The organism is Rhodanobacter sp. sgz306013 (assembly GCF_057031145.1).
The window spans coordinates 962,361-984,145 of sequence record NZ_JBXCIJ010000002.1; the positions used below are offsets into that span (position 1 = coordinate 962,361).

Here is a 21,785-nt window from a genome sequence, read left to right on the forward strand (position 1 = left end):
CGGCGCGGTTTCACGCCGCCCGGCTTGACAGTCGTCGCGCCGTCTGTCCTCACTAATATATAGCCATGTCGCACTGCGGCATGAATTTGCCACGCCCACCTGCATCGAGATTCATGGCCAAGAACCTGCTTATCGTCGAGTCGCCCGCCAAGGCCAAGACGATCAACAAATACCTCGGCAAGGACTTCCAGGTCCTCGCTTCCTACGGCCATGTGCGCGACCTGAAACCCAAGGAGGGCGCGGTCGATCCCGACCACGGCTTCGCGATGAAGTACGAGGTGATCGAGCGCAACGAGAAGCACGTCGACGCGATCGCCAAGGCGGCCAAGGCGGCCGACGACATCTATCTCGCCACCGACTTGGACCGCGAGGGCGAGGCGATCAGCTGGCACATCAGCGAGATCCTCAAGGACCGCGGCCTCACCAAGGGCAAGGCGCTGCACCGGGTGGTGTTCTCCGAGATCACGCCGAAGGCGATCAAGGCCGCGGTGGCCGCGCCGCGCGCGTTGTCGCACGACCTGGTGGACGCCCAGCAGGCGCGCCGCGCGCTGGACTACCTGGTCGGCTTCAACCTCTCGCCGGTGCTGTGGCGCAAGGTGCAGCGGGGCCTGTCCGCCGGCCGCGTGCAGTCGCCCGCGCTGCGCATGATCGTGGAGCGCGAAGAGGAGATCGAGGCGTTCAAGGCGCGGGAGTACTGGACGGTGGAGGCGCAGCTGCGCCACGCCGAGGGCGAGTTCGCCGCGCGCCTGGTCAAGCTGCATGGCAAGAAGTTCGAACAGTTCGACCTCACCAACGAGGCCGATGCCATGGCTGCGCGGGCCGCGCTGAAGGAGGCCGCGCACGGCCGCCTGACGGTGAACGAGGTGGGCAGCAAGGAGCGCAAGCGCCGCCCGGCTCCGCCGTTCACCACCTCCACCCTGCAGCAAGAGGCCGCGCGCAAGCTCGGTTTCACCACCAGCCGCACCATGAAGGTGGCGCAGGGCCTGTACGAAGGCGTGAGCCTCGGCAGCGAAGGCAACGTGGGCCTGATCAGCTACATGCGTACCGATTCGGTGGCGCTGGCCGACGACGCGCTGGCCGAGTTGCGCGCGTTGATCGCGCGCGACTACGGCCACAAGGCGCTGCCCGACGGGCCGCAGTTCTACAAGGCCAAGAGCAAGAACGCGCAGGAGGCGCACGAGGCGATCCGCCCCACCTCCGCCATGCGCACGCCGCGCGACGTGGCCGCCTACCTCAACGACGAGCAGCGCAAGCTGTACGAGCTGATCTGGAAGCGCACCGTGGCCTGCCAGATGATCCACGCCACGCTGAACACCGTGTCGGTGGATTTCGAGTTGCCGCATGCCGCCGGCGGTCCCGCCGCGTTCCGCGCCACCGGCACCACCGTGGTTGATCCCGGCTTCCTCGCCGTGTACGAGGAAGGCCGCGACCAGAAGAACGCGGACGACGACGATGAAGGCCGCCGCCTGCCGCGGCTGGAAAAGGGCGAGCAGGTGCCGCTGCACGACATCGTCGCCGACCAGCATTTCACCGAGCCGCCGCCGCGCTATTCCGAAGCCTCGCTGGTGAAGGCGCTGGAGGAATACGGCATCGGCCGCCCCTCCACCTACGCCAGCATCATCCAGGTGCTGCTCAACCGCGAGTACGTGCTGCTCGACAGCCGCCGCTTCAAGCCCACCGACATCGGCCGCGCGGTCGGCAAGTTCCTCACCCAGCACTTCAGCCGCTACGTGGACTACGACTTCACCGCGAAGCTCGAGGACGAGCTGGATGCCGTGAGCCGCGGCGAGGAAGCCTGGGTGCCCCTGATGCAGCGCTTCTGGCAGCCGTTCAAGCAGCAGGTGGAGGAGAAGACCGAATCGGTGGACCGCAGCGAGGCCACCGGCGCGCGCGAGCTGGGCACCGACCCCAAGAGCGGCAAGCCGGTGTTCGTGCGCCTCGGCCGCTTCGGGCCGTACGCGGCGATTGGCGACAAGGACAGCGACGAGAAGCTGCAGTTCGCCAGCCTGCGTCCGGGCCAGAGCATGCACACCATCACGCTGGCCGAGGCGCTGGAGCTGTTCAAGCTGCCGCGCCAGCTGGGCGCCGCGCCGAACGGCGACGAGGTCAGCGTGGGCATTGGCCGCTTCGGCCCGTTCGTGAAACAGGGCAGCACCTACGCTTCGCTCAAGCCGGAGGACGATCCCTACACCATCGAACTGCCGCGTGCGCTGCAGCTGGTGGAAGAGAAGCTCACCCTGCTCGCGAACCGCGTGATCGCGGACTTCGGCAACGGCGTGCAGGTGCTCAATGGCCGCTACGGCCCCTACATCACCGACGGCGAGAAGAACGCGCGCATTCCCAAGGACACCGAGCCGAAGGAGCTTACCGAGGCGCAGTGCCTGGAACTGCTCGCTGCCGCGCCGGTGAAGAAGGGCGGCCGCTTCGGCAAGAAGACCGCCGCCGCGAAGAAGACCGCGGCGAAGAAGGAACCGGCGGTGAAGAAGGCTGCCGCCAAGAAGGCGCCTGCGAAGAAAGCCGCCGCCAGCAAGACGGCCGCCAAGAAAACCGCGACCAGGAAGGCAGCGACGAAGAAGGCCGCCGCGAAGAAGTCCCCTGCCTGATGCCTGTCATGCAGCGCGCAACGCGGTTGCCCGCCGCCCGGGTGCCCGCAGGTCGGGGTTCAGGCCGGCACGCCGGGCAAGGCCAGCCGAAGCCACGCCTGCGCCAGCCCCGCGCCTACGGCCGCCGCACTCCCTTGGGCATGGCCCATGCGGAACCCTGACCCATGTTGCAGACCTTCACCCCTGCCGGGATCGATGCCGCTGCAGCGCTGCTGCGTGCAGGCGGCGTGCTGGCTTACCCGACCGAGGCGGTCTACGGCCTGGGCTGCGATCCCCACGACCGCGCCGCTTTCGAGAAGATCTTCGCCCTGAAGCAGCGCCCCGCCACCCAGGGCGTGCTGCTGATCGCCGCCGACTTTGCCCAGGTCGAGCGCTACATCGATCTCGCACAGGTGCCCGATGAAGTGATGGCCCAGGTGCGCGCCAGCTGGCCCGGCCCGCATACCTGGATTTTTCCGCGCAGCAAGGACGTGCCCGACTGGGTGGCTGGTGCGCATGCCGGCATCGCGTTGCGCGTCACCGCCCACCCGCCGGCGGCGGCGCTGTGCCGCGCGTACGGCGGCGCGCTGGTCTCCACCAGCGCGAACCCGCACGGCGAACCGCCGGCGAAGAGCGCGCAGACCGTGCGCGACTACTTCGGCGACACGCTGGACGGCCTGCTTGACGCCCCGCTGGGCGCGCAGGACCGCCCCACCACCATACGCGACGCGCTCACCGGCGCTATCATCCGCGCCTGACTCGGCGGTGAATCGCGACTGCAAAGGCCGGATGCGATTCAGCGGCGCGCACAAGGGGAATCCCTAGCATCGTCGGCGCCGCCCGTGCGTGGGCGGGGCGCAGTGCGGCCGCTCGCGGCCGCGAACCTCGGAGTACAGCAGCACTTGGCCATCGTCCTAGACAGCCTGGAGCGCGAATCGGCGCAAGCCGTGCTGCCCCTGCTCGCCGCAGGCGACCCGCGCCGCGTCGTGGCCTGGCGCCACGGTGCGGCGGTGAGCGCGGCGCAGTTCCTCGCCCACGTCGAGCAGGTCGCCGCGCTGCTGCCCGAGGCCGCCGCCGCGGTGAACCTGTGCGAGGACCGCTACGCCTTCCTGGTCGCGTTCTGCGCCATCGCGCGGCGCGGCCAGGCCAACCTGCTGCCGCCCTCGCGCGCGCCGCAGGCGGTGGAAGAGGTGATGGCGGCGCACCCGGGCAGTTATGCGCTGGGCGAGCTGGCGCTGGCGCCGGCGCCGCACGGCTACCGCAAGCTGCCCACGCTGGACGTCGATCCCGATGCCGCGCCGATGCCGGCGCCCGCGATTCCCGCCGAACAGGTCGTGGCGATCGGCTATACCTCCGGCTCCACCGGCGCGCCGCGCGCCAACGCCAAGAGCTGGCGCAACCTCACCGCCAGCAGCGCCGGCACGCGGGCGATGCTGGCCGCCGTGGCCGGCGAACGCTTCCACGTGGTCGCCACCGTGCCGCCGCAGCACATCTACGGCATCGAGATGAGCGTGCTGTTGCCGCTGCTCGGCGAGGTGGGCGTGCACGCGGGACGGCCGTTCTTCCCCGCCGACGTGGCCGCCGCGCTGGCCGAGGTACCCGCGCCGCGCGTGCTGGTGACTACGCCGGTACACCTGCGCGCCCTGGTCGCCGCCGGTACCCGGCTGCCGCCGCTGGCGGCGATGCTCTCCGCCACCGCGCCGATGCCGCCCGAGCTGGCGCAGGCTGCCGAGCAGGCCTTTGGCGCGCCGCTGCTCGAGGTGTTCGGTTCCACCGAAACCTGCGCCTTCGCCGGCCGCCGCGTCACGATCGATGCGGACTGGACGCTGTACGAAAGCGTGCGCCTGCACCCGCAACCCGACGGCACCCTGATCGAGGCGCCCCAGCTCGACACGCCGGTGGTGCTGGCCGACCTCGTCAGCCTGCACGACGCCGGCCGCCGCTTCCGCCTCTGTGGCCGCAACACCGACCTGCTGGAAATCGCCGGCAAGCGCGCCTCGCTGGGCGACCTCACCCGCCGCCTGCTGGGGATACCGGGCGTACAGGACGGGGTAGTGTTCCAGCTCGACGAGGCCGACGCCGCCGGCGTGCGCCGCATCGCCGCGTTGGCGGTGGCGCCTGCGCTCACCGAGGCGGCGATCCTCGATGCACTGCGCCGTGCGGTCGACCCGGTGTTCCTGCCGCGTCGCCTGCGCCTGGTGGATGCGCTGCCGCGCAACGAGACGGGCAAGCTGCCGCGCGGGGCTTTGCTGGATCTGCTGGGCTGACCCGACGGGGCCTGTATGCCCGGGATCTGGCTTCGGCGACGGCTTCGCCTGCCGTCGCCCGGTCGCGAAGCCGGCTTCTTTCACCGCGGTCCGCGAGCCCGCGGCGGTGCTAGACCTTGAGGAAGATGCGTTTCCTGCAAAGCATCCAGGTCGGCAGCCAGCAAACCGCGAGGTAAGCCAGGGAGTAGGCGGTGGCCGCCAGGGTACCGTCGGGAATGATGCGGCCGAAGCCGTTCGCGATCCCCTGCTGCAGGCTGATGCCGTCGCCGGCGGGGATGGCCCACAGCAGCGACGCGAGCAGCTCGGACAGCATGTAGGCGAAGATGGTGTTGGTGCCAAAGACCAACAGCAGCCTCTGCCAGAGGGGACGGGCGCCGGTGGCGGAGTTGCGTGCGTCCGTGAGCCGGAGCATTGCGGCCAGCAAAAGCAGGCTCCAGCCACCCGCGAAGAGCGCGTAGGAGCTGGTCCACAGCCGTTTGTTGATGGGGAAGCTGAAGTTCCAGAGCGCGCCCAGCACCACGCAAACAGCGCCGGCGAGCACCATGCGGCGGATTTTGGCGTCCAGCGGCGCGGCGCCGCCCAGCCACAGACCGGCCAGGACGCCGAGCGCGGTGGTTGCCAGCGCGGGCACCGTGCTCAGCAGGCCTTCCGGGTCACGCGTCTGCTCGAACAGGTGCGGGGCGGAAAAAATTCGCCGGTCGATCCATGCGGCAAGGTTGCGGACGGGGTCGAGCAGCGGCACGTCGCGTACCGGCAGGCCGGAGCCCGGCACGGGCACGAAGCGCATCAGCAGCCAGTAGCCGACCAGCGAGCCCGCGGCGAGGGCCAGCGCGCCGCGCCAGCGCAGGCCGCACACGTAGGCTGCGGCGAGGACCAGATAGCACAGGGCGATGCGTTGCAGCACGCCGTAGACGCGCAGCGTGTCGAGGTGGAACAGCGGGAAATTGTTCACGGCGATGCCGAACAGGAACAGGGCCACGCTGCGGGAAGCGACGTGCCGGAGCAGCGTTCCGCGATCGTCGCCGCGCGCGCGGCGTGCATCGGTCGAATACGGGATGGCGACGCCGACGACGAACAGGAAGGTGGGGAAGACCAGGTCGGTCGGCGTGAAGCCGTTCCACGCGGCATGCTGGAGGAACCAGAATGCGTCCGGGCCGCCGTTGTTGTTGGCGAGAATCATGAATGCGACGGTGAGTCCGCGCAGCAGGTCGACGGCGACGAGGCGCCGGGTCGGGCGGGAAGCGTCTGCGGGCGGTTGCATCAGCGCGTGGTCTCCTCGCATGGCCGCTCGCCCTGAAGGCGGCGAGGCAGCGTCAAACGGGCTTGCGTGGCTTCCCGCGCACTCGGCCGATGGCTGGCCGTGCGGGCGGACGATCCGACGGGCGCCGCTTCGCGGGCCCGCGCCGACCATACCTTGCGGGCAGCATCCCGCGGAGCCTTTTGCGTCAAGATTCCAGCCGTCGGGGCGGCGATACAACCCAGCGTGGAAATTCGAGCGGTCGTCGTCGCATCGACAGGCACGACGTCACTCCCGCAGCGCCGGATGGTCCGCCTGCGGCTTGTCCAGGTGGTGGCCTTGCACCATGTCCACGCCGAATTCCCGCAGCAGGCGCAGGGTTTCCCCGTCTTCCACGAATTCGGCCACGGTGTGCTTGCCCATGCCGCGGGCCACTTCGATGATGGAGCGCACGAACACCTGGTTGTCGCGGTCGTGCGGCAGGTTGCGGATGAACAGGCCGTCGATCTTGAGCATGTCCACCTTGAGGTGCTTGAGGTAGGCGAACGAGGCGAAGCCGTTGCCGAAATCGTCCAGGCACAGGGTGCAGCCGGCGTGCCGCAGCGCATCGATGAAGCGTTCGGCGTCGCGCAGGTCGGAAATGGCCGCCGTCTCGGTCAGCTCCACCAGCAGCCGCTTCGGCGCCACGCCGTGCCTGGCCAGCTCGGCGGTGATGAAGCCGGGCAGGTCGGGATCGTCGAACGAGCGCCCCGAGATGTTGATGGCCAGGGCCGGCAGGCGGGGATGCGCGGCCAGCAAGGCGATGCTCTCGCGCACCACCCAGCGGTCGATGTCGAGGATCTTGCCGCTTTTCTCCGCGTGGCCGATGAACTGGTCCGGCAGGATGCACTGCGCGGGATCGGCCTCGTCCAGCATGCGTACCAGCGCTTCCAGGTGCGTCATCCCACCGTCGCTGGTGCGGTACACGCCCTGGAAATGCAGCCGCAGCAGGTCGCGTTCGAGTGCCTGCTCGATGCGCTCGTTCCAGGCCAGGCGCGTGGCCATGGCCTGCATGGCGTCGCGGTCGGAACGGTAGACGTTCCAGCGGTTCTTGCCCAGGTGCTTGGCCTGGTACATCGCCATGTCGGCGTGCGACACGAGTTCTTCCGCGCCCTGGCCATGGTCGGGGTAGTGCGCCACGCCCAGGCTGGCGGTCAGCCGCACGGGCCGTCCTTCGATTTCCAGCGCCATCCGCCCCACGGTGCGCACGATGCGCTCCGCCAGCGCCAGGGCGCCGTCCAGCGTGGCATGGGGCATGAACACGGCGAACTCGTCGCCGCCCAGCCGGCACAGGCTGTCCGTCCCGCGCACCAGTGCCCTGCTTTCGCTGGCCACCCGCAGCAGCATCGCATCGCCTGCGAAGTGGCCGAAGGTGTCGTTGACGTACTTGAACTCGTCCAGGTCGAAAAGCAGCACGGCGCCCTGGTGGCCGGTACGCGGACCGCCTTGGAAGAAGCGCGCCAGCTCGGCCTCGAAGTAGTGGCGGTTGTGCAGCCCGGTCAGGGCGTCGCATTCGGCCAGCGCGGTGAGCCGCTCCCGCTGTTGCGCCAGCTCGGCCACCATGGTGTCGAAGGCGTTGGCCAGCCGCCCCAGCTCGTCCGGGCTGCCCAGTGCGATGGGCCGGGGTATGCGCCCGTGACCCAGCTCGTCCACGGCATGGGTCAGGCGCAGCAACGGGCGCGTCACCAGCGCATCGACGCGGCGGCGCAGCAGCCAGAGACCGGGCGCCAGGATCAGCAGGCCGATGGCGCACATCGCCAGCCAGCACAGCGTGACCCACTGGTCCACGCGTTTTTGCGGGAGCACATTCACCTGGAACCAGCCCGGCCCGCGAATGCGCGACCAGGCCACCCACTGGCTGCCGTCGGGCGTGCGGCCCGTGCCGGCGTCAGTGCGGGCGGCCAGCACCATGCGCAGCACCTGTTCGAGCGCGGGATCCTGCAGCGCGGCGAGCCCCAGCTGGCCGTGCGCGGCGGCGATGCGCTCGCGCAGCTGCGGGTGGGCGATCAGGTCGCCCCGGCCGTCCATGACGAATTGCTCCACGGCTGCCTGGGGGCGCGGGGGCGCCACGGAGTCGATCAGCGTCTGTATCGCCACGTCGTGCCCCACCGTGCCCACCCAGCGGTCGTGCCAGTCCAGCGGCGCGATGACGGACACCATCCAGGTGTGGGCCTGGTGGTCCAGGTACACCGGCGTCCAGAACACCCGGCGCTCCGGATTGCGGCGCGGGTCGGCGCCCAGCATGGTGGGATAGTCGGCGTTGCTCGCCCGTGCGTCGGCATTGCCGCCCCAGTTGATGCCGCGGGCGTACACCATCAGCCCGTTTTCCACGAAGTCCATGTAGGCCGAGAAGAACGGCGGCACCAGCGCCGGGCCTTGCTCGCGCAGCAGCTCGTAGCTGACCACGGCGCGCAGGCGCACCGAGTCGGAGAGGCCATGCGGCCCCTCGTGCAGGTACAGCGTGGGGGCATTCACGGTGTCCACCAGCCCGGGACGCACGCGCCACAGCCCGTCGGCGCCGCGCGCGAACAGGTCGTCGAAGCGCCCGGCCGTGCCGGGCGGAGCCTGGTCCAGCCGCTGCACCAGCGTCTGGCGCAGCCGGCGCACGCTGGCATCGGCCTGCACGAACAGGCTCTCGTTGGTCTGCGCCTTGAGCTGTACCCACTGCCGGATGGCCAGCGGCACCACGCGATCCGCCGCCAGCCGCAGGGCGACGTAGCCCAGCAGCGACAGCAACAGCAACAGCGCCAGGAACAGCCCCCAGAGGGTCAGGGACAGCCGATGGATCAGCGAGGTGCCGGGCGAGGCAGGCGGCAAGGAATCACCCTCTGGTTTCGGTCAGGAGACACGGCTTGCACGGTTGACGATCCGCCACGGTTCGGAAATGCGCCACCCTCTCGGCCGGTGTGGGGCCAAACGGCTTGCGGACTTTACCGTAGGGTCGCGGCGCCGTCCCGCAGGGCGGCTTTCCGGAACCGCCGCAGCCGCTGCCGCTACAATGGCCGACCCTTTCCACGCGGCGCCCCTTGGAGTCATCGGCATGAAAGTCCTGGTCATCGGCAACGGCGGGCGTGAGCACGCGCTGGCGTGGAAGCTCAAGCAGTCGCCGCGGGTGGACGAGGTGATCGTGGCGCCGGGCAACGCGGGCACCGCGCGCGAGCGCGGCGTGCGCAACGCCGAGGTGGCGGTGACCGATCTCGATGGCCTGCTGAAGCTCGCCAGGGCCGAGAAAGTGGAGCTCACGGTGGTCGGTCCCGAGGTGCCGCTGGTGGCGGGCGTGGTGGACAAGTTCCGCAACGCCGGGCTGCGCATCTTCGGGCCGCGCGCGATCGCCGCGCAGCTGGAAGGCTCCAAGGCGTTCGCCAAGAACTTCCTCTTGCGCCACAACATCCCCACCGCGCGCTATGCAGTGTTCACCGAGTTGAACCCCGCGCTGGCCTACGTGCGCGCCCACGGCGCGCCCATCGTGATCAAGGCCGACGGCCTCGCCGCCGGCAAGGGCGTGGTGGTGGCGCTCACCCAGGCCGACGCCGAGCTGGCGCTGCACGACATGCTGGGCGCACATGCCTTCGGCGACGCGTCTGCGCGTGTGGTGATAGAGGAGTTCCTCGATGGCGAGGAAGCCAGCTACATCGTGATGAGCGACGGCCAGCATGCGCTGCCGATGGCGTCCAGCCAGGACCACAAGCGGCGCGACGAGGGCGACCTCGGGCCCAACACCGGCGGCATGGGCGCGTATTCGCCCGCGCCGGTGGTCACGCCGGCGGTGGAGCAGCGCATCCTCAGGGAAGTGATCGAGCCCACCCTGCGCGGCATGGCCGCCGAGGGTGCGCCGTTCATCGGCTTCCTCTACGCTGGCCTGATGATCGACAAGGGCGGCAACCCGAAGGTGATCGAGTTCAACGTGCGCTTCGGCGACCCGGAGACGCAGCCGATCATGCTGCGCCTCAAGTCCGACCTGGTCGAGCTGATCGAAGCCGCGCTGGACGGCGAGCTGCACCACACCCGCGCACAATGGGACGCGCGTCCCTCGCTGGGCGTGGTGATGGCCGCGGCCGGCTACCCCGGCAAGGTGAAGAGCGGCGACCCGATCCGCGGCCTGGACGCGGACTTCGGCGCCGACGCCAAGGTGTTCCACGCCGGCACCAGGCTGGACGCGGAAGGCCGCGTGCTCACCGCCGGCGGCCGCGTGCTCACCGTCTGCGCGCTGGGCAAGGACATCGCCGAGGCGCGGGCGCATGCCTACGAAGCGGTGGCGAAAGTCCATTTCGACGGCGCGTTCTGCCGGCGCGACATCGCGCACCGGGCGCTGCATCGCTGAGCCGCAACGGGGCTCGCCCGTAGGGGCGAGCCCTGTGCGCGAACGCCCTTGGCTTCGACCAAGCGCCAGAGCCTTCGCGCACAGGGTGCGCTCCTGCCGCCGCGCTTAGGCACCCGCCAACGCGGCGTCCACCACCGACTGCGCCTCTCCCAGCAGGCTCTTGAGGTGCGCCTCGTCCTTGAAGCTCTCGGCGTAGATCTTGTAGATCGCCTCGGTGCCGGAAGGGCGGGCGGCGAACCAGCCGCTGTCGGTGACCACCTTGATGCCGCCGATGGCGGCGCCGTTGCCGGGTGCCTTGTCCAGCACCTGCGTGACTTTTTCGCCGGCGAGCGTGTCGGCCTTGAACTCGGCCGGCGAGAGTTTCGCCAGCTTCGCCTTCTGCGCCGGCGTGGCGGCGGCCTCGACGCGGTTCGCGTACGGCCGGCCCAGCTCGCGGGTGAGCTGCTCGAACAGCTCGCCGGGGTCTTTGCCCATGCGCGCGGTGATCTCGGCGGAGAGCAGGGCGGGCACCAGGCCGTCCTTGTCCGTCGTCCACACCGAGCCGTCGTGGCGCAGCAGCGAGGCGCCGGCGCTTTCCTCGCAGCCGAAGCCGAGCTGGCCGTCGAACAGGCCCTCGGCGAACCACTTGAAGCCCACCGGCACCTCGTAGAGCGAGCGACCCAGGCGTTTCACCACGCGGTCGATCAGCGCGGTGGTGACCACGGTCTTGCCCACCGCGGCCCTGGCGTTCCATCGCGGGCGGTGACGGTACAGGTAATCCACCAGCACCGAGAGGTAATGGTTCGGTTCCATCAGGCCGGCCGAGCGCGACACCACGCCGTGGCGGTCGTGGTCGGTGTCGCAGGCGAAGGCCACGTCGTACTGGTCCTTGAGGCCGATCAGCCGCTGCATCGCGTACTTCGAGGACGGGTCCATGCGGATCTTGCCGTCCCAGTCCACGGTCATGAAGGCGAACTGCGGGTCCACCTCCTGGCTCACCACGCTGAGGTCCAGCTTGTAGCGCTCGGCGATCGGCGCCCAGTAGTGCACGCCCGCGCCGCCCAGCGGGTCCACCCCCATGCGCACGCCCGCGGCGCGGATCGCGTCGAAATCGACGATGTTGGCGAGGTCCGCGACGTAGGCGCCGAGGTAGTCGTGCTCGCGCGTGGTGGCGGCCTGGCGTGCCTGCGCGAACGGCACCCGCTTCACCTCCTTCAGGCCGGCTTCGAGGATCGCGTTGGCGCGGTTCTCCACCCACTTGGTGATGTCGGTGTCGGCGGGTCCACCGTTGGTCGGGTTGTACTTGAAGCCGCCGTTGTCGGGCGGGTTGTGCGACGGCGTGATCACGATGCCGTCGGCGAGGCCGCTCGTGCGCCCCTTGTTGTGGACCAGGATCGCGTGCGACACCGCGGGCGTGGGCGTGAACTCGCCGCCGGAGGAAACCATCGTCGCCACCCCGTTCGCGGCCAGCACTTCCAGCGCGGTCTCGAACGCGGGCTGCGACAGCGCGTGGGTGTCGGCGCCGATGAACAGCGGGCCATCCACGCGTTTCGACTGGCGGTAGTCGCAGATCGCCTGGCTGATCGCGAGGATGTGGTGCTCGTTGAAGCTGCCGTCGAGCGATGAGCCGCGATGGCCCGAGGTGCCGAAGGCCACGCGCTGCGCGGGTGCCGACGGATCCGGTTTCACCGCCGTGTAGGCGGCGAGCAACTTGCCGATGTCGACGAGGATGGATGTCGGCGCCGGCTTGCCGGCGAGCGGGCTGATTTGCTGGGTCATTGGGAATCTCGAATGGCTGCCTTGTTGTTCCCATACCCCTGCATGCAGGGGTATGCCGGGAGGGGCTTGCGCGAGGTCAAGAGCACCTCGTCCCAGCCCTCCCCCGGGAGCAGGGGAGGGCGTTCACGCGTTCCCGCGCAGCTGGCGGTAGCGGCGGATCAGCGCATTGGTCGAGCTGTCGTGGGCGAGCTTCGGCTCGGTCGCCGCGGTGAGCTCGGCGATGGTGGTTTTGGCCAGCTGCTTGCCCAGCTCCACGCCCCACTGGTCGAAGGAGTCGATGTCCCAGATCGCGCCTTGGACGAACACGCTGTGTTCGTACAGCGCCACCAGGGTGCCCAGCGCGTAGGGCGTGAGCCGCTCGGCGAGGATGGTGGTGCTGGGGCGGTTGCCTTCGAAGGTGCGGTGCGGTGCCAGCGCGGCATCCGTGCCTTCGGCGCGCACTTCCTCGGTGGTCTTGCCGAAGGCCAGCGCCTCGCCCTGCGCGATCAGGTTCGCGATCAGCAGGTCGTGCTGGTCGCCGCCCGGCTTTCCATCGGCACGCTGCGCGGGCACCGGGTTCAGCGTCTGGCCGAAGCCGATGAAGTCGCAGGGCACCAGGCGCGTGCCCTGGTGGATCAGCTGGTAGAACGAGTGCTGGCCGTTGGTGCCCGGCTCGCCCCAGTAGATCGGGCCGGTCGCATAGTCCACGTGCGCGCCGCCCAGCGTGACGTGCTTGCCGTTCGACTCCATGGTGAGCTGCTGCAGATAGGCGGGGAAGCGCTTCAGGTACTGCTCGTAGGGCAGCACCGCCACCGTGGCGGCATCGAGGAAGTTGGCGTTCCAGAGACCGATCAGGCCCATCAGCACGGGAAGGTTCTGCTCGAACGGAGCGCTGCGGAAATGCCCGTCCATGGCGTGGAAGCCGGCGAGCATGTCGCGGAAGTGGTCCGGGCCGATCGCGATCATGGTGGACAGGCCGATCGCCGAGTCCATCGAGTAGCGGCCGCCGACCCAGTCCCAGAAGCCGAACATCTGCTTCGTGTCGATGCCGAACTTTTCCACCTCCGCGGCGGCGGTGGACACCGCCACGAAATGCTTCGCCACGGCGCTTTCGTCGCCCAGCGCCTTCAGACACCACGCCCGCGCCGCATGCGCGTTGCTGAGCGTCTCCAGCGTGGTGAAGGTCTTGGAGCAGACGATGAACAGCGTCTCGGCGGCGTCGAGGTCGCGCACCGCCTCGGCGAAATCGGTGCCGTCCACGTTGGACACGAAGCGGAAGGTCATGTCGCGCCGGCTGTAGTGGCGCAGCGCTTCGTAGGCCATCACCGGGCCGAGGTCGGAGCCGCCGATGCCGATGCTCACCACGTTGCGCATCGGCTTGCCGCTGTGGCCCTTCCAGTTGCCGCTGCGCACCGCGTCGGCGAACGCGGTCATGCGGTCCAGCACTTCGTGCACGTCCGGCACCACGTCATGGCCGTCCACCAGGATCTTCTCGCCGCGCGGCGCGCGCAGCGCCACGTGCAGCACGGCGCGGTTCTCGGTGGCGTTGATGCGGTCGCCGCGGAACATCGCCGCGATGCGGCCCTTGAGGTCGCGCGCCGCGGCCAGGGCGCGCAGCAGGCGCAGCGCCTCGTCGTCCACGCGCTGCTTGGAGTAGTCGAAGTACAGGCCCGCCGCTTCGGCGACGAGCCGCTCGCCGCGTTGTGGATCGGCGGCGAACAGTTCGCGCAGGTGGCGCGTCTCCAGCTGGTTGCAGTGCTGCTGCAGGGCCTGCCACTCGGGCAGCAAAGTGAGGTCGGCGCGGCTCATCGGGCGATGGGCTCCCGGCCCTTGGCCGCCAGCGCGGCCTGCTTGTCGGCGATGCGCTGCAGCAGCTGCTTCCACGACTTCACGAAGGCCTCCGCGCCGTCCTGCTGCAGCTTCAGCGCCAGCGCGTCGAGATCCACGCCGGCCTTGGCGATCTTCGCCAGCACGGCCTCGGCATCACCGCCGTCCACCGGTAGCACTGCGCCCGGCTTGCCGTGGTCGGCGACCGCGTGCAGGGTCTTTTCCGGGATGGTGTCCACGGTGTCGGGGGCGGCCAGCGCGTCGACGTAGAGCGTGTCGGGCGCGTTCGGGTCCTTGGTGCCGGTGCTGGCCCACAGCAGGCGCTGCGGACGCGCGCCGGCGGCGGCCAGCGTCAGCCAGCGCGGCGAGGCCAGCAGCTGGCGGTAGGCGCGGTAGCTCTGCTTGCCCACTGCGATGCCGAGCTGGTTGTGCAGGTCCGCCGGCAACTGCGGGTTGGCGGCCACGTCCCAGCGGCTGATGAACAGCGACGCCACCGAGGCGACGTGCGGATCGAGCCCTGCGGCCACGCGGCGCTCGATGCCGCGCAGGTAGGCGCCGGCGGCGGCCAGGTACTGCTCGCAGGAGAACAGCAGGGTCACGTTGATCGGGATGCCGCGGAAGATCGCCTCCTCGATCGCGGGAATGCCCTCGGGGGTGCCGGGGATCTTCACGTACAGGTTCGGCCGCTGCGCCTGCGCGTGGATCGCGGCGGCGGCCGCGATGGTGCCGTCGGTGTCGGCGGCGAGCAGGGGCGACACTTCCATCGACACCCAGCCATCGACCTGGCGGGTGGCGTCGAACACCGGCTTGAACAAGTCGGCGGCGCGGCGCAGGTCTTCCAGCGCCAGCTCCATGAACAGGTCCTCGCCTTCGAGACCGGCCAGCGACTTGGCGTGGATGCCGGCGTCGTAGGCGTCGCCACCGCCGATCGCGGCGTCGAAGATGCTGGGGTTGGAGGTGAGGCCGGTGACCGAATACTCGGCGATGTAGCGCGCCAGCGTGCCGTCGTCGAGCAGGGTGCGGGTGATGTTGTCCAGCCACAGGCTCTGGCCGAGATCATGCAACTGCTGGGTGGCTTTCATGCGGGCTCCGGGGGCGCTTGGTCGTGGGTTTGGGTCAGGCCGTCGCGACATGGGCCGCGTTCGGCAGGAAGTCTTCAAGCTTACGCTGTTGCAGTGCGCAAATGTGCGGGATGACGAGGTCGGGCGCGGGTTCGACGTGGCGGTCCGCCGCGGCCTCGGCGTAGTGGCCCTGGCGCACCCACACGGTGGTGAGGCGGGCGCCGAGCTGGTGCTTCATCGCGGCGAGGATGTCCGGCTTGTCGTCCACCATCACGTAGTGCGCGGCGGGATAGCGCTGCTGCATGGCTTCCAGCATGTGCTGCTTGTGCAGGTAGATCAGCACGTCGCCATCGAGCGCCTGCCACAGCCCGGCGCGGCGGACCTTGCGCGGCTGGAACACCACGTCGCCGTCGGAGAGGATCACCGGCCGCCCCAGCGTGCGCAGGTGGGCGACGGTTTCCAGTGCCTCGGGAAACAGCCGCAGTTCGAACGGGTAGTCCAGCACGTAGCCCGACATGGCGAGCAGGGCGGGGTGGTTGTCCAGGCCGCTGCGGAAGCGCTGCAGGGCGTCGAGGTAGTCGGCGTAGCCCAGCTCGTCGCGCAGCTGCGCGTAGATCGCCCAGTAGCGCTCGCGCTCGGCGGTGCCGAAGTTGCGCTCCAGTTCGGCGCCGAGGTCGGCGGCGAAGCGGTCGTTGTCGAGCAAGGTGTCGTCCACATCCAGCAGGAACACCAGCGGCTCGGGCGCGGCGGTGTCGATCAGCATGGCGGCGGGGCCTCCGGCTGCGGATCGTGCCAGCCCTCGTCGCCGGCCAGCGCGGCCGCCTCGGGTGGGCCCCAGCTGCCGGGTTCGTACGGGCGCACCGCGTCCTGGTGGCCGAGCACGCCGTCCACCACGCGCCACGCCGCCTCCACGCACGCGTCGCTGGTGAACAGCGAGTTGTCGCCGCGCAATGCATCGCCCAGCAGGCGCTCGTAGGGCTCCATCTCCACGCCGCTGTGGTGGTGGACGATCAACTCCACCGGTTCGCCCTGCATCGCCTCGCCGGGACGCTTCACCCGCATGCCCTCGGCGATCACCACCTGCGGGCTGAGCCGGAAGCGGAAGTAGTTCGACTGCGGCGCGCCGATTGCGTCGAATACCGACAGCGGCGGCGCCTTCATGTCCACCATCACCTGGGTGGTCGTGAGCGGCAGCTTCTTGCCGGCGCGGATCAGGAACGGCACGCCCGACCAGCGCCAGGTGTCGATGGCGAGGCGCAGCGCCACGAAGGTCTCCACGTCGGAGTCCGCCGCCACGCCGTGCACTTCGCGGTAGCCACGGAACTGGCCGCGCACCACGTCCGCCGGCGCAAGCGGACGCATCGCGCGGAACAGCCGCAGCTTCTCGGCGTTGAGCGCGGCCGGATCGCTGCCGATCGGCGCGTCCATCGCCAGCAGCGAGGTCACCTGCAGGAGATGGTTCTGCAGCACGTCGCGGATCGCGCCGACGCCCTCGTAGAAACCACCGCGGCCGTCCACGCCGAACTCTTCGGCCATGGTGATCTGCACGCGGTCTACGTAGCGGTTGTTCCACACCGGCTCCAGCACGCTGTTCGCGAAGCGGAAGTACAGCAGGTTCTGCACCGCCTCCTTGCCGAGGTAGTGGTCGATGCGGAAGATCGAGTGCTCCGGGAACACCGCATGCAGCGTACGGTTCAGCGCCTGCGCCGAGGCGAGGTCGCGGCCGAAGGGCTTCTCCACCACCACGCGCGCATCGTCCGCGCAGCCGGCCGCCTTGAGGCTGGTCACCACCGTGCCGAACAGCGAGGGCGGGATCGCCAGGTAGTGCAGCGGCGCCTTCGCATCGCCCAGCGCCTGCTTCAGCCGGGTGAAGGTGGCTGCATCGTTGTAGTCGCCGTCGACGTAGCGCAGCCGCGCGGACAGCTTCGCAAGCGCAGTCTCGTCCACGCTCTTGCCGGCCTTCTTCGCGGCGTCCGCCACGCTGTCGCGCGCGCGCTGGCGCAACTGCTCCAGCGACCAGCCGGCGTGCGCCACGCCGATCACCGGCACGTCCAGCCCGTCGCGCGCCACCATCGCCAGCAGGGCTGGGAAGATCTGCTTGTAGGCCAGGTCGCCGGTGGCGCCGAAAAAAACCAGGGCATCGGAAGCGGGGTTCGTCATGAGCCGGGGTGTGCTCCAGGTTGGTGGGGTGCGCCGAGGGGGGAATGCGCAGCGACGGCCGGCGCCCATACGATGCTGCGTGCGCGAACCATGTCACCGCCCAGCTTGCCGGGCGCGGGGTGAAGCTCGCGCATAAAACATGCTAGGGGAGCGGAGTCGATGGCGCGAGCCGGCTGTCGATGCCGCTTCGCGCTGCTAGCTGCCGAGCCAGTACGAGCCGAGCAGCACCGCCACGCAAAGCAGCAGCAAGCCGGAGAGGCGGCGCAGCCAGCGCCAGTACGCGGCGGGCTCGAGCGAGCGCCGGATGCTGCCCTGGTTCGTCGGCAGTACACCGGTGAGCAATGCAGCGGCAACGAGGACGGCCAGCACGCATGCCGCCGCTGCGAGCGGCCAGTTGTGGCGCAGGTGGAGCAGGAAGGTGTTGGGCATGACGATGGGCTTCCGTGGATTCAATGCCTGCCGCCGCCGGCGCGACAGCGGTCCGGGCCCGGTGCACGCAATGCCACCAGATATCCGGCGGCAGTCTTCGCGGTCTGGGCGCCGGCGAACGCTGGACCGGAGATGGGATCAATGCGTTCGAGTCGGGCGATCACGCGTTGCCGTCGGAATGAAGATTCAAGACACCAGCCAAAAAAACCAGGCGAGCAGCGGAAGCAACCCCTGGATGCAGCCGGCGCGCCACATGCGGCGGCCGGCCGAACCAACCAGCACCAGGCTGGCGGCCACCATGCAGGTGCAGCAGAACAGCACCAGGGTCTGGCCGACCACGGCGTTGCCGCCCAGGTGGAGCATGGCGACGCCCGCGACGATGCCGACCGCCAGGAACAGATTGTAGAAACCCTGGTTGAAAGCGAACGCACGGCATGCCGCCGCGTCCGCCACGGTGGCGGCGCCGAAACGCCGGTGCACCCTGGGCTGCATGAACCAGAGGCTCTCCATGCAGAAAAACAGCACGTGCAGCGCGGCGGCCAGCACGGCGAAGAGTTGACTGGCAAGGTTCATGCGGCTCTCCTCATGGGTGCGGCTACCTCGGGTTCCCCGGAAATCCCGCCGCTGGCATCGAGCGACGTGAAACCGCGCAGCGGGCGGATGCCCGCCAGGACGGATGCTCAATCCTCGGGCTCGTGGCAGACCACCTCGATGTTGTGCCCGTCCGGCCCGATCACGAAGGCCGCATAGTATTTCCCGCTGTAGTCCGGGCGCAGCCCGGGCGCGCCATGATCCGTGCCGCCCGCCTCCAGCGCCGCGCGATGGAAGGCCTCGACCTGCTCGCGGCTTTCGGCCACGAACGCCAGGTGCAGGTGCGCCGGCTTTTCCGCAGTGGGAAACAGGCACAGCGAAACCTTGCCGTCCGCGCTGAGCTCGACGCCGAGCGGCCCCTCCGCAACCACAGCCATGCCGATCGGCGCCAGCGCCTTGAGGAAGAACGCCTTGCTGGCGGCGTAGTCGCTGACGCCAAAGACCACGTGGTCGAACATGGCTGCTCCTGAAATGGGTGAGTCCGGGCTGGTCCCGGCACCGGTCAGGCTCCTGCTTCCGCATGATCCCTGATCTCCACGGCAAGGGTGTGCAGGACGGTGCTGCCTACGTTCTCCCCAAAAGTGCGGGGCGATCGGACCGCCCCACAGCGCCGAGCCCGCTGCCGGCGTGGACGCAAGGTTCCGCGAGTCCAGTAGCACATTGCCCTACGGATCGTAGCGGGCGAAGTCGCTCCGGCCCAGTGCGTATAGCGCGGCCGGCCATTCGTGGGCATGCACGCTGGAGTTAAGCGGCGCGCGGTGCACGCGGCTTGGACGATTTGTTGGGCCGGGGCGGGCGTCGACGCGTTAGCGCGAGCAGCAACGCCGCCTGTGCCAGACCGCAGAACGTGATCCAGCCAGTCTTAGCGAAAGGCTTGGAAAAGAAGCCCGGCCACGTGTCGTACACGGCGATGAGAGATAGGGACGAAGGTAGGGCCACGACGAAAGAAGGAAGATCAGGAAACACGTCGCCGCGCGCCGAGTGGAGCAACGACAAGTCGAGGTATAGCGCTATGCCAGCTGAAAGAATGACGGCCGACGAGTAGATGATCGCTAGGTGGCGAAGAGTCGACATTGGGCCTGACGCCTGAATTAAGCGGCGACGAAGCCGCCCGCCTTGGATGAGTTGTTAGATCTGTCACCCGCCATTGTGATGATTAAGGCGTTGCCTAAACCTAATGACGGCGCATACTACGAAAGGAACAAATAGGACGAAGCTCACCACGCGGAAGCCAAGGAAGGAAAATGTGAGATATGCACCTAAGAGTAAATAGAACAGCGCCTGTGTAGTGGCAGCAATCCCGTCTTCCGGGATGTCGCCCCACAGTCGAGGATGAAGTAACACTTGCTTCTTTAGTGATGGAGCAAACCAGATGGCTACGAGAAGTGCGCCTCCGTATGCCACGAACAAGCCGCCGACGATGGAAAATATAATATCGATTAATATCAGGTGCATATCGATGGCCTAGCGCTGGATTTGAGCGGCGGCGTAGCCGTCCGCCTCGAATGAGATGTTAGACCTCACGCTTTGAACCATGACGCCTTGCGCCACGCCGCCAGCCTCCACATGCCGGCGGACCCAAGGATGGAGAGGCCAGCCTGTAGCTGCTGAAGCAACGACCATGAAGCATCGCGGCCGGTAACAATGAGAAATATTGGCATGGCTGCCATGTACACCGCGACAAAACGAAGTAGCAACGGAGAAAGCAAGCCGCCGTAGTTTGGGCGATTAGCGATCAGACGAAATCCGAGCGACAAGACCCACATGCACACCAAGACCATCACGATGCCGAAGCACCTAGCAAGCGGCGGGTTTTTGGGCGGTGGTGCAAAGATGAGGACGCTTGAGAATGCGCCACAAGCAAGAGCGCAGAAGGCGAGCAGGAGGCCGACCAGTAAACGCACGAGCCAAAACCATTCACGCGCTTTTCGAGTGACTATCGGAGCTAAGACCGAAGCCCTTTGTCTGAGTCCCACAAATCTCCCCCGTGAGGCCTAACGCCGGAGTTAAGCGGCGGCGCAGCCGTCCGCTTTGAACGAGTTGTTAGCCGCGTGCAGTGGGTGCGGCGAGAAGCCAAGCAAGGGAACCTATGACGAGCAGCGGCGGCCCTATGAGTGCTCCGATTGCGTAGCCGCGAGCGATGCCTTTGACAGAACTCCAGTTGCGGTACAGGTCGATGCGGAGCATGGCATACGAACTCGTGATTGGGATGAGGACGGCTATGCGCAAAAAGTTTGGTAAATCATTGAAGCGTGGAAACGACCAGAGCACCAGAGCCCCGCCCAGAAGAAAGAGCGCAATGCCGGCACGAAAGACAATATCTCTGGTTCTTTGAGTGATGGGGATCATGACCGGCTAACGCTTAGTAGTCCCCGAATCCGGGGGATAAGCGCGGATGCTCCATCATCGACAGGTACCGGTCAAGCCGGGGAATCCTACGCCAAATCAGATGCTTGGCTGACTTCCGCAGAGCGCGTGGCCGGTGCAGGCTCCCGTGCATATCGCGCAAAACGAGGTCGTTATGGGTTATCGACCCGAAATGTGGGATATGCACAAAGCCGGTCCGGCTCGTATGCCGCGCCTGCTGGACGAGGTGCGGCGGGTGTTGCGCACGCGGCATTACAGCTTACGCACCGAGCATGTTTACGTGGGCTGGATCCGCCGCTTCATTCTGGCCAACGGCAAGCGGCACCCGTGCGACATGGGAGCGGCGGGAGTGGAGCAGTTCCTGTCGCGACTGGCAGTGCAGTGCCAAGTGGCCGCAAGCACGCAGAACCAGGCCTTGTCCGCCCTGCTGTTCCTGTACCGCGAGGTGCTTGGGGTTGAGCTGCCGTGGCTGGATGGCGTGACGCGCGCCAAGCGGCCGCGACGAGTGCCCACGGTGCTGTCCGTCGACGAGGTCCACTGCCTGCTGGCGGCGATGGATGGACGATCGTGGCTAATCGCCAGCCTGCTTTACGGCACTGGCATGCGGCTGATGGAATGCTTGCGCTTGCGGGTGAAGGACGTGGATTTCGAGCGCGGCGAGATCACCGTGCGCGAGGGCAAGGGCGACAAGGATCGGCACACGATGCTGCCGCGTTCGCTGGTGGAACCGTTGCGGCGCGAGATCGAGCGGGCGCGCCTGCTGCACTTCGGCGATCTGGCTGCCGGCCTGGGCGAAACCCGGCTGCCACACGCGCTGTCGCGCAAGTACCCGCAGGCGGGGCGAGATTTCGGTTGGCAGTTCGTGTTTCCTTCGGCAAGCGCTCCGCCGATCCGCTGGACGGCTGCGGGCGGCGTCACCACTCGGCGATGCGATCCTGGCGCGTGCGTTGAAACAGGCGCGGCTGGCGGCGGTTATCGCCAAGCCGCTGTCCGCGCACACGCTGCGCCACAGCTTCGCCACGCACCTGCTGGAAGCGGGCCACGACCTGCGCACCATCCAGGAATTGCTGGGCCACAAGGACGTGTCCACCACGCAGATCTACACCCACGTGCTGAACCGCGGCGGGCATGGCGTGCTGAGCCCGCTCGATCGCTGAGTCGCCAGGA

The 21,785-nt window shown here is 68.4% G+C and carries 17 protein-coding genes and 1 pseudogene; 6 read left to right on the plus strand and 12 right to left on the minus strand.

Features of this window, described 5'->3' with window-relative positions; genetic code table 11:
- Positions 1–113 precede the first annotated feature (113 nt).
- The 3 genes from AC2EWF_RS09230 (at position 114) to AC2EWF_RS09240 (ending at position 4,849) form a co-directional block, all read left to right on the plus strand.
- Positions 114–2,603 (plus strand): DNA topoisomerase I, encoded by a 2,490-nt coding sequence (locus AC2EWF_RS09230; RefSeq protein WP_483639063.1) that lies wholly within the window; start codon positions 114–116, stop codon positions 2,601–2,603.
- Between the two features lie 164 nt (positions 2,604–2,767).
- Entirely contained in the window at positions 2,768–3,340 is a 573-nt protein-coding gene (gene tsaC, locus AC2EWF_RS09235; protein ID WP_483639064.1) for an L-threonylcarbamoyladenylate synthase type 1 TsaC, read from the plus strand.
- A gap of 144 nt (positions 3,341–3,484) precedes the next feature.
- On the plus strand, positions 3,485–4,849 hold the full coding sequence (locus AC2EWF_RS09240; RefSeq protein ID WP_483639065.1) for an AMP-binding protein: 1,365 nt from the start codon (positions 3,485–3,487) through the stop codon (positions 4,847–4,849).
- Between the two features lie 109 nt (positions 4,850–4,958).
- Here the strand turns inward: AC2EWF_RS09240 and AC2EWF_RS09245 are convergent, their stop codons facing one another.
- Together AC2EWF_RS09245 and AC2EWF_RS09250 are read right to left on the minus strand one after the other, a co-directional pair.
- Positions 4,959–6,260: an acyltransferase family protein gene (locus tag AC2EWF_RS09245; RefSeq protein WP_483639066.1), complete on the minus strand. Its 1,302-nt coding sequence runs from the start codon at positions 6,258–6,260 to the stop codon at positions 4,959–4,961.
- 114 nt (positions 6,261–6,374) lie between these two features.
- On the minus strand, positions 6,375–8,942 hold the full coding sequence (locus tag AC2EWF_RS09250) for a putative bifunctional diguanylate cyclase/phosphodiesterase (protein ID WP_483639067.1): 2,568 nt from the start codon (positions 8,940–8,942) through the stop codon (positions 6,375–6,377).
- Positions 8,943–9,165: 223 nt separating this feature from the next.
- Here AC2EWF_RS09250 and purD point away from each other — a divergent pair, with 223 nt between their 5' ends.
- Positions 9,166–10,446 carry a phosphoribosylamine--glycine ligase gene (gene purD, locus AC2EWF_RS09255; RefSeq protein ID WP_483639068.1) on the plus strand — a complete coding sequence of 427 codons (1,281 nt, stop codon included), beginning with the start codon at positions 9,166–9,168 and terminating at the stop codon, positions 10,444–10,446.
- Positions 10,447–10,551: 105 nt separating this feature from the next.
- Here purD and pgm read toward each other — a convergent pair whose 3' ends face one another.
- The 10 genes from pgm to AC2EWF_RS09305 all read right to left on the minus strand — a co-directional run bounded on the left by pgm (position 10,552) and on the right by AC2EWF_RS09305 (position 20,600).
- The gene (gene pgm, locus AC2EWF_RS09260) at positions 10,552–12,204 is read right to left on the minus strand and encodes a phosphoglucomutase (alpha-D-glucose-1,6-bisphosphate-dependent) (protein ID WP_483639069.1); all 1,653 of its coding nucleotides are present in this window, start codon (positions 12,202–12,204) and stop codon (positions 10,552–10,554) included.
- 123 nt (positions 12,205–12,327) lie between these two features.
- Positions 12,328–13,992, minus strand: coding sequence for a glucose-6-phosphate isomerase (gene pgi / locus AC2EWF_RS09265; RefSeq protein WP_483639070.1), 1,665 nt, complete (start codon positions 13,990–13,992; stop codon positions 12,328–12,330).
- Positions 13,989–15,092, minus strand: coding sequence for a transaldolase (tal, locus tag AC2EWF_RS09270; protein WP_483639071.1), 1,104 nt, complete (start codon positions 15,090–15,092; stop codon positions 13,989–13,991). Before tal ends, pgi begins: the two co-directional genes overlap by 4 nt.
- Before the next feature lie 34 nt (positions 15,093–15,126).
- Positions 15,127–15,834, minus strand: a complete 708-nt coding sequence (locus AC2EWF_RS09275; protein WP_483639072.1) for an HAD family hydrolase — start codon at positions 15,832–15,834, stop codon at positions 15,127–15,129.
- Positions 15,828–17,231: a glucose-6-phosphate dehydrogenase gene (gene zwf, locus AC2EWF_RS09280; RefSeq protein WP_483639073.1), complete on the minus strand. Its 1,404-nt coding sequence runs from the start codon at positions 17,229–17,231 to the stop codon at positions 15,828–15,830. The genes AC2EWF_RS09275 and zwf overlap by 7 nt, the downstream gene beginning before the upstream one ends.
- Positions 17,232–17,426: 195 nt before the next feature.
- Positions 17,427–17,660, minus strand: coding sequence for a hypothetical protein (locus AC2EWF_RS09285; protein ID WP_483639074.1), 234 nt, complete (start codon positions 17,658–17,660; stop codon positions 17,427–17,429).
- 186 nt (positions 17,661–17,846) lie between these two features.
- The gene (locus AC2EWF_RS09290; RefSeq protein WP_483639075.1) at positions 17,847–18,233 is read right to left on the minus strand and encodes a DUF1304 domain-containing protein; all 387 of its coding nucleotides are present in this window, start codon (positions 18,231–18,233) and stop codon (positions 17,847–17,849) included.
- Positions 18,234–18,340: 107 nt separating this feature from the next.
- Positions 18,341–18,709, minus strand: coding sequence for a VOC family protein (locus AC2EWF_RS09295; RefSeq protein WP_483639076.1), 369 nt, complete (start codon positions 18,707–18,709; stop codon positions 18,341–18,343).
- A gap of 1,062 nt (positions 18,710–19,771) precedes the next feature.
- On the minus strand, positions 19,772–20,155 hold the full coding sequence (locus AC2EWF_RS09300; protein WP_483639077.1) for a hypothetical protein: 384 nt from the start codon (positions 20,153–20,155) through the stop codon (positions 19,772–19,774).
- Positions 20,156–20,294: 139 nt separating this feature from the next.
- Positions 20,295–20,600: a hypothetical protein gene (locus tag AC2EWF_RS09305; RefSeq protein ID WP_483639078.1), complete on the minus strand. Its 306-nt coding sequence runs from the start codon at positions 20,598–20,600 to the stop codon at positions 20,295–20,297.
- A gap of 223 nt (positions 20,601–20,823) precedes the next feature.
- Between AC2EWF_RS09305 and AC2EWF_RS09310 the strand changes: the two are divergent.
- Both AC2EWF_RS09310 and AC2EWF_RS09315 read left to right on the plus strand, forming a co-directional pair.
- A pseudogene (locus AC2EWF_RS09310) lies at positions 20,824–21,438 on the plus strand (integron integrase); the annotation flags it as partial.
- 82 nt (positions 21,439–21,520) lie between these two features.
- On the plus strand, positions 21,521–21,775 hold the full coding sequence (locus AC2EWF_RS09315; RefSeq protein ID WP_483639136.1) for a tyrosine-type recombinase/integrase: 255 nt from the start codon (positions 21,521–21,523) through the stop codon (positions 21,773–21,775).
- The last annotated feature ends 10 nt before the right edge of the window (positions 21,776–21,785 follow it).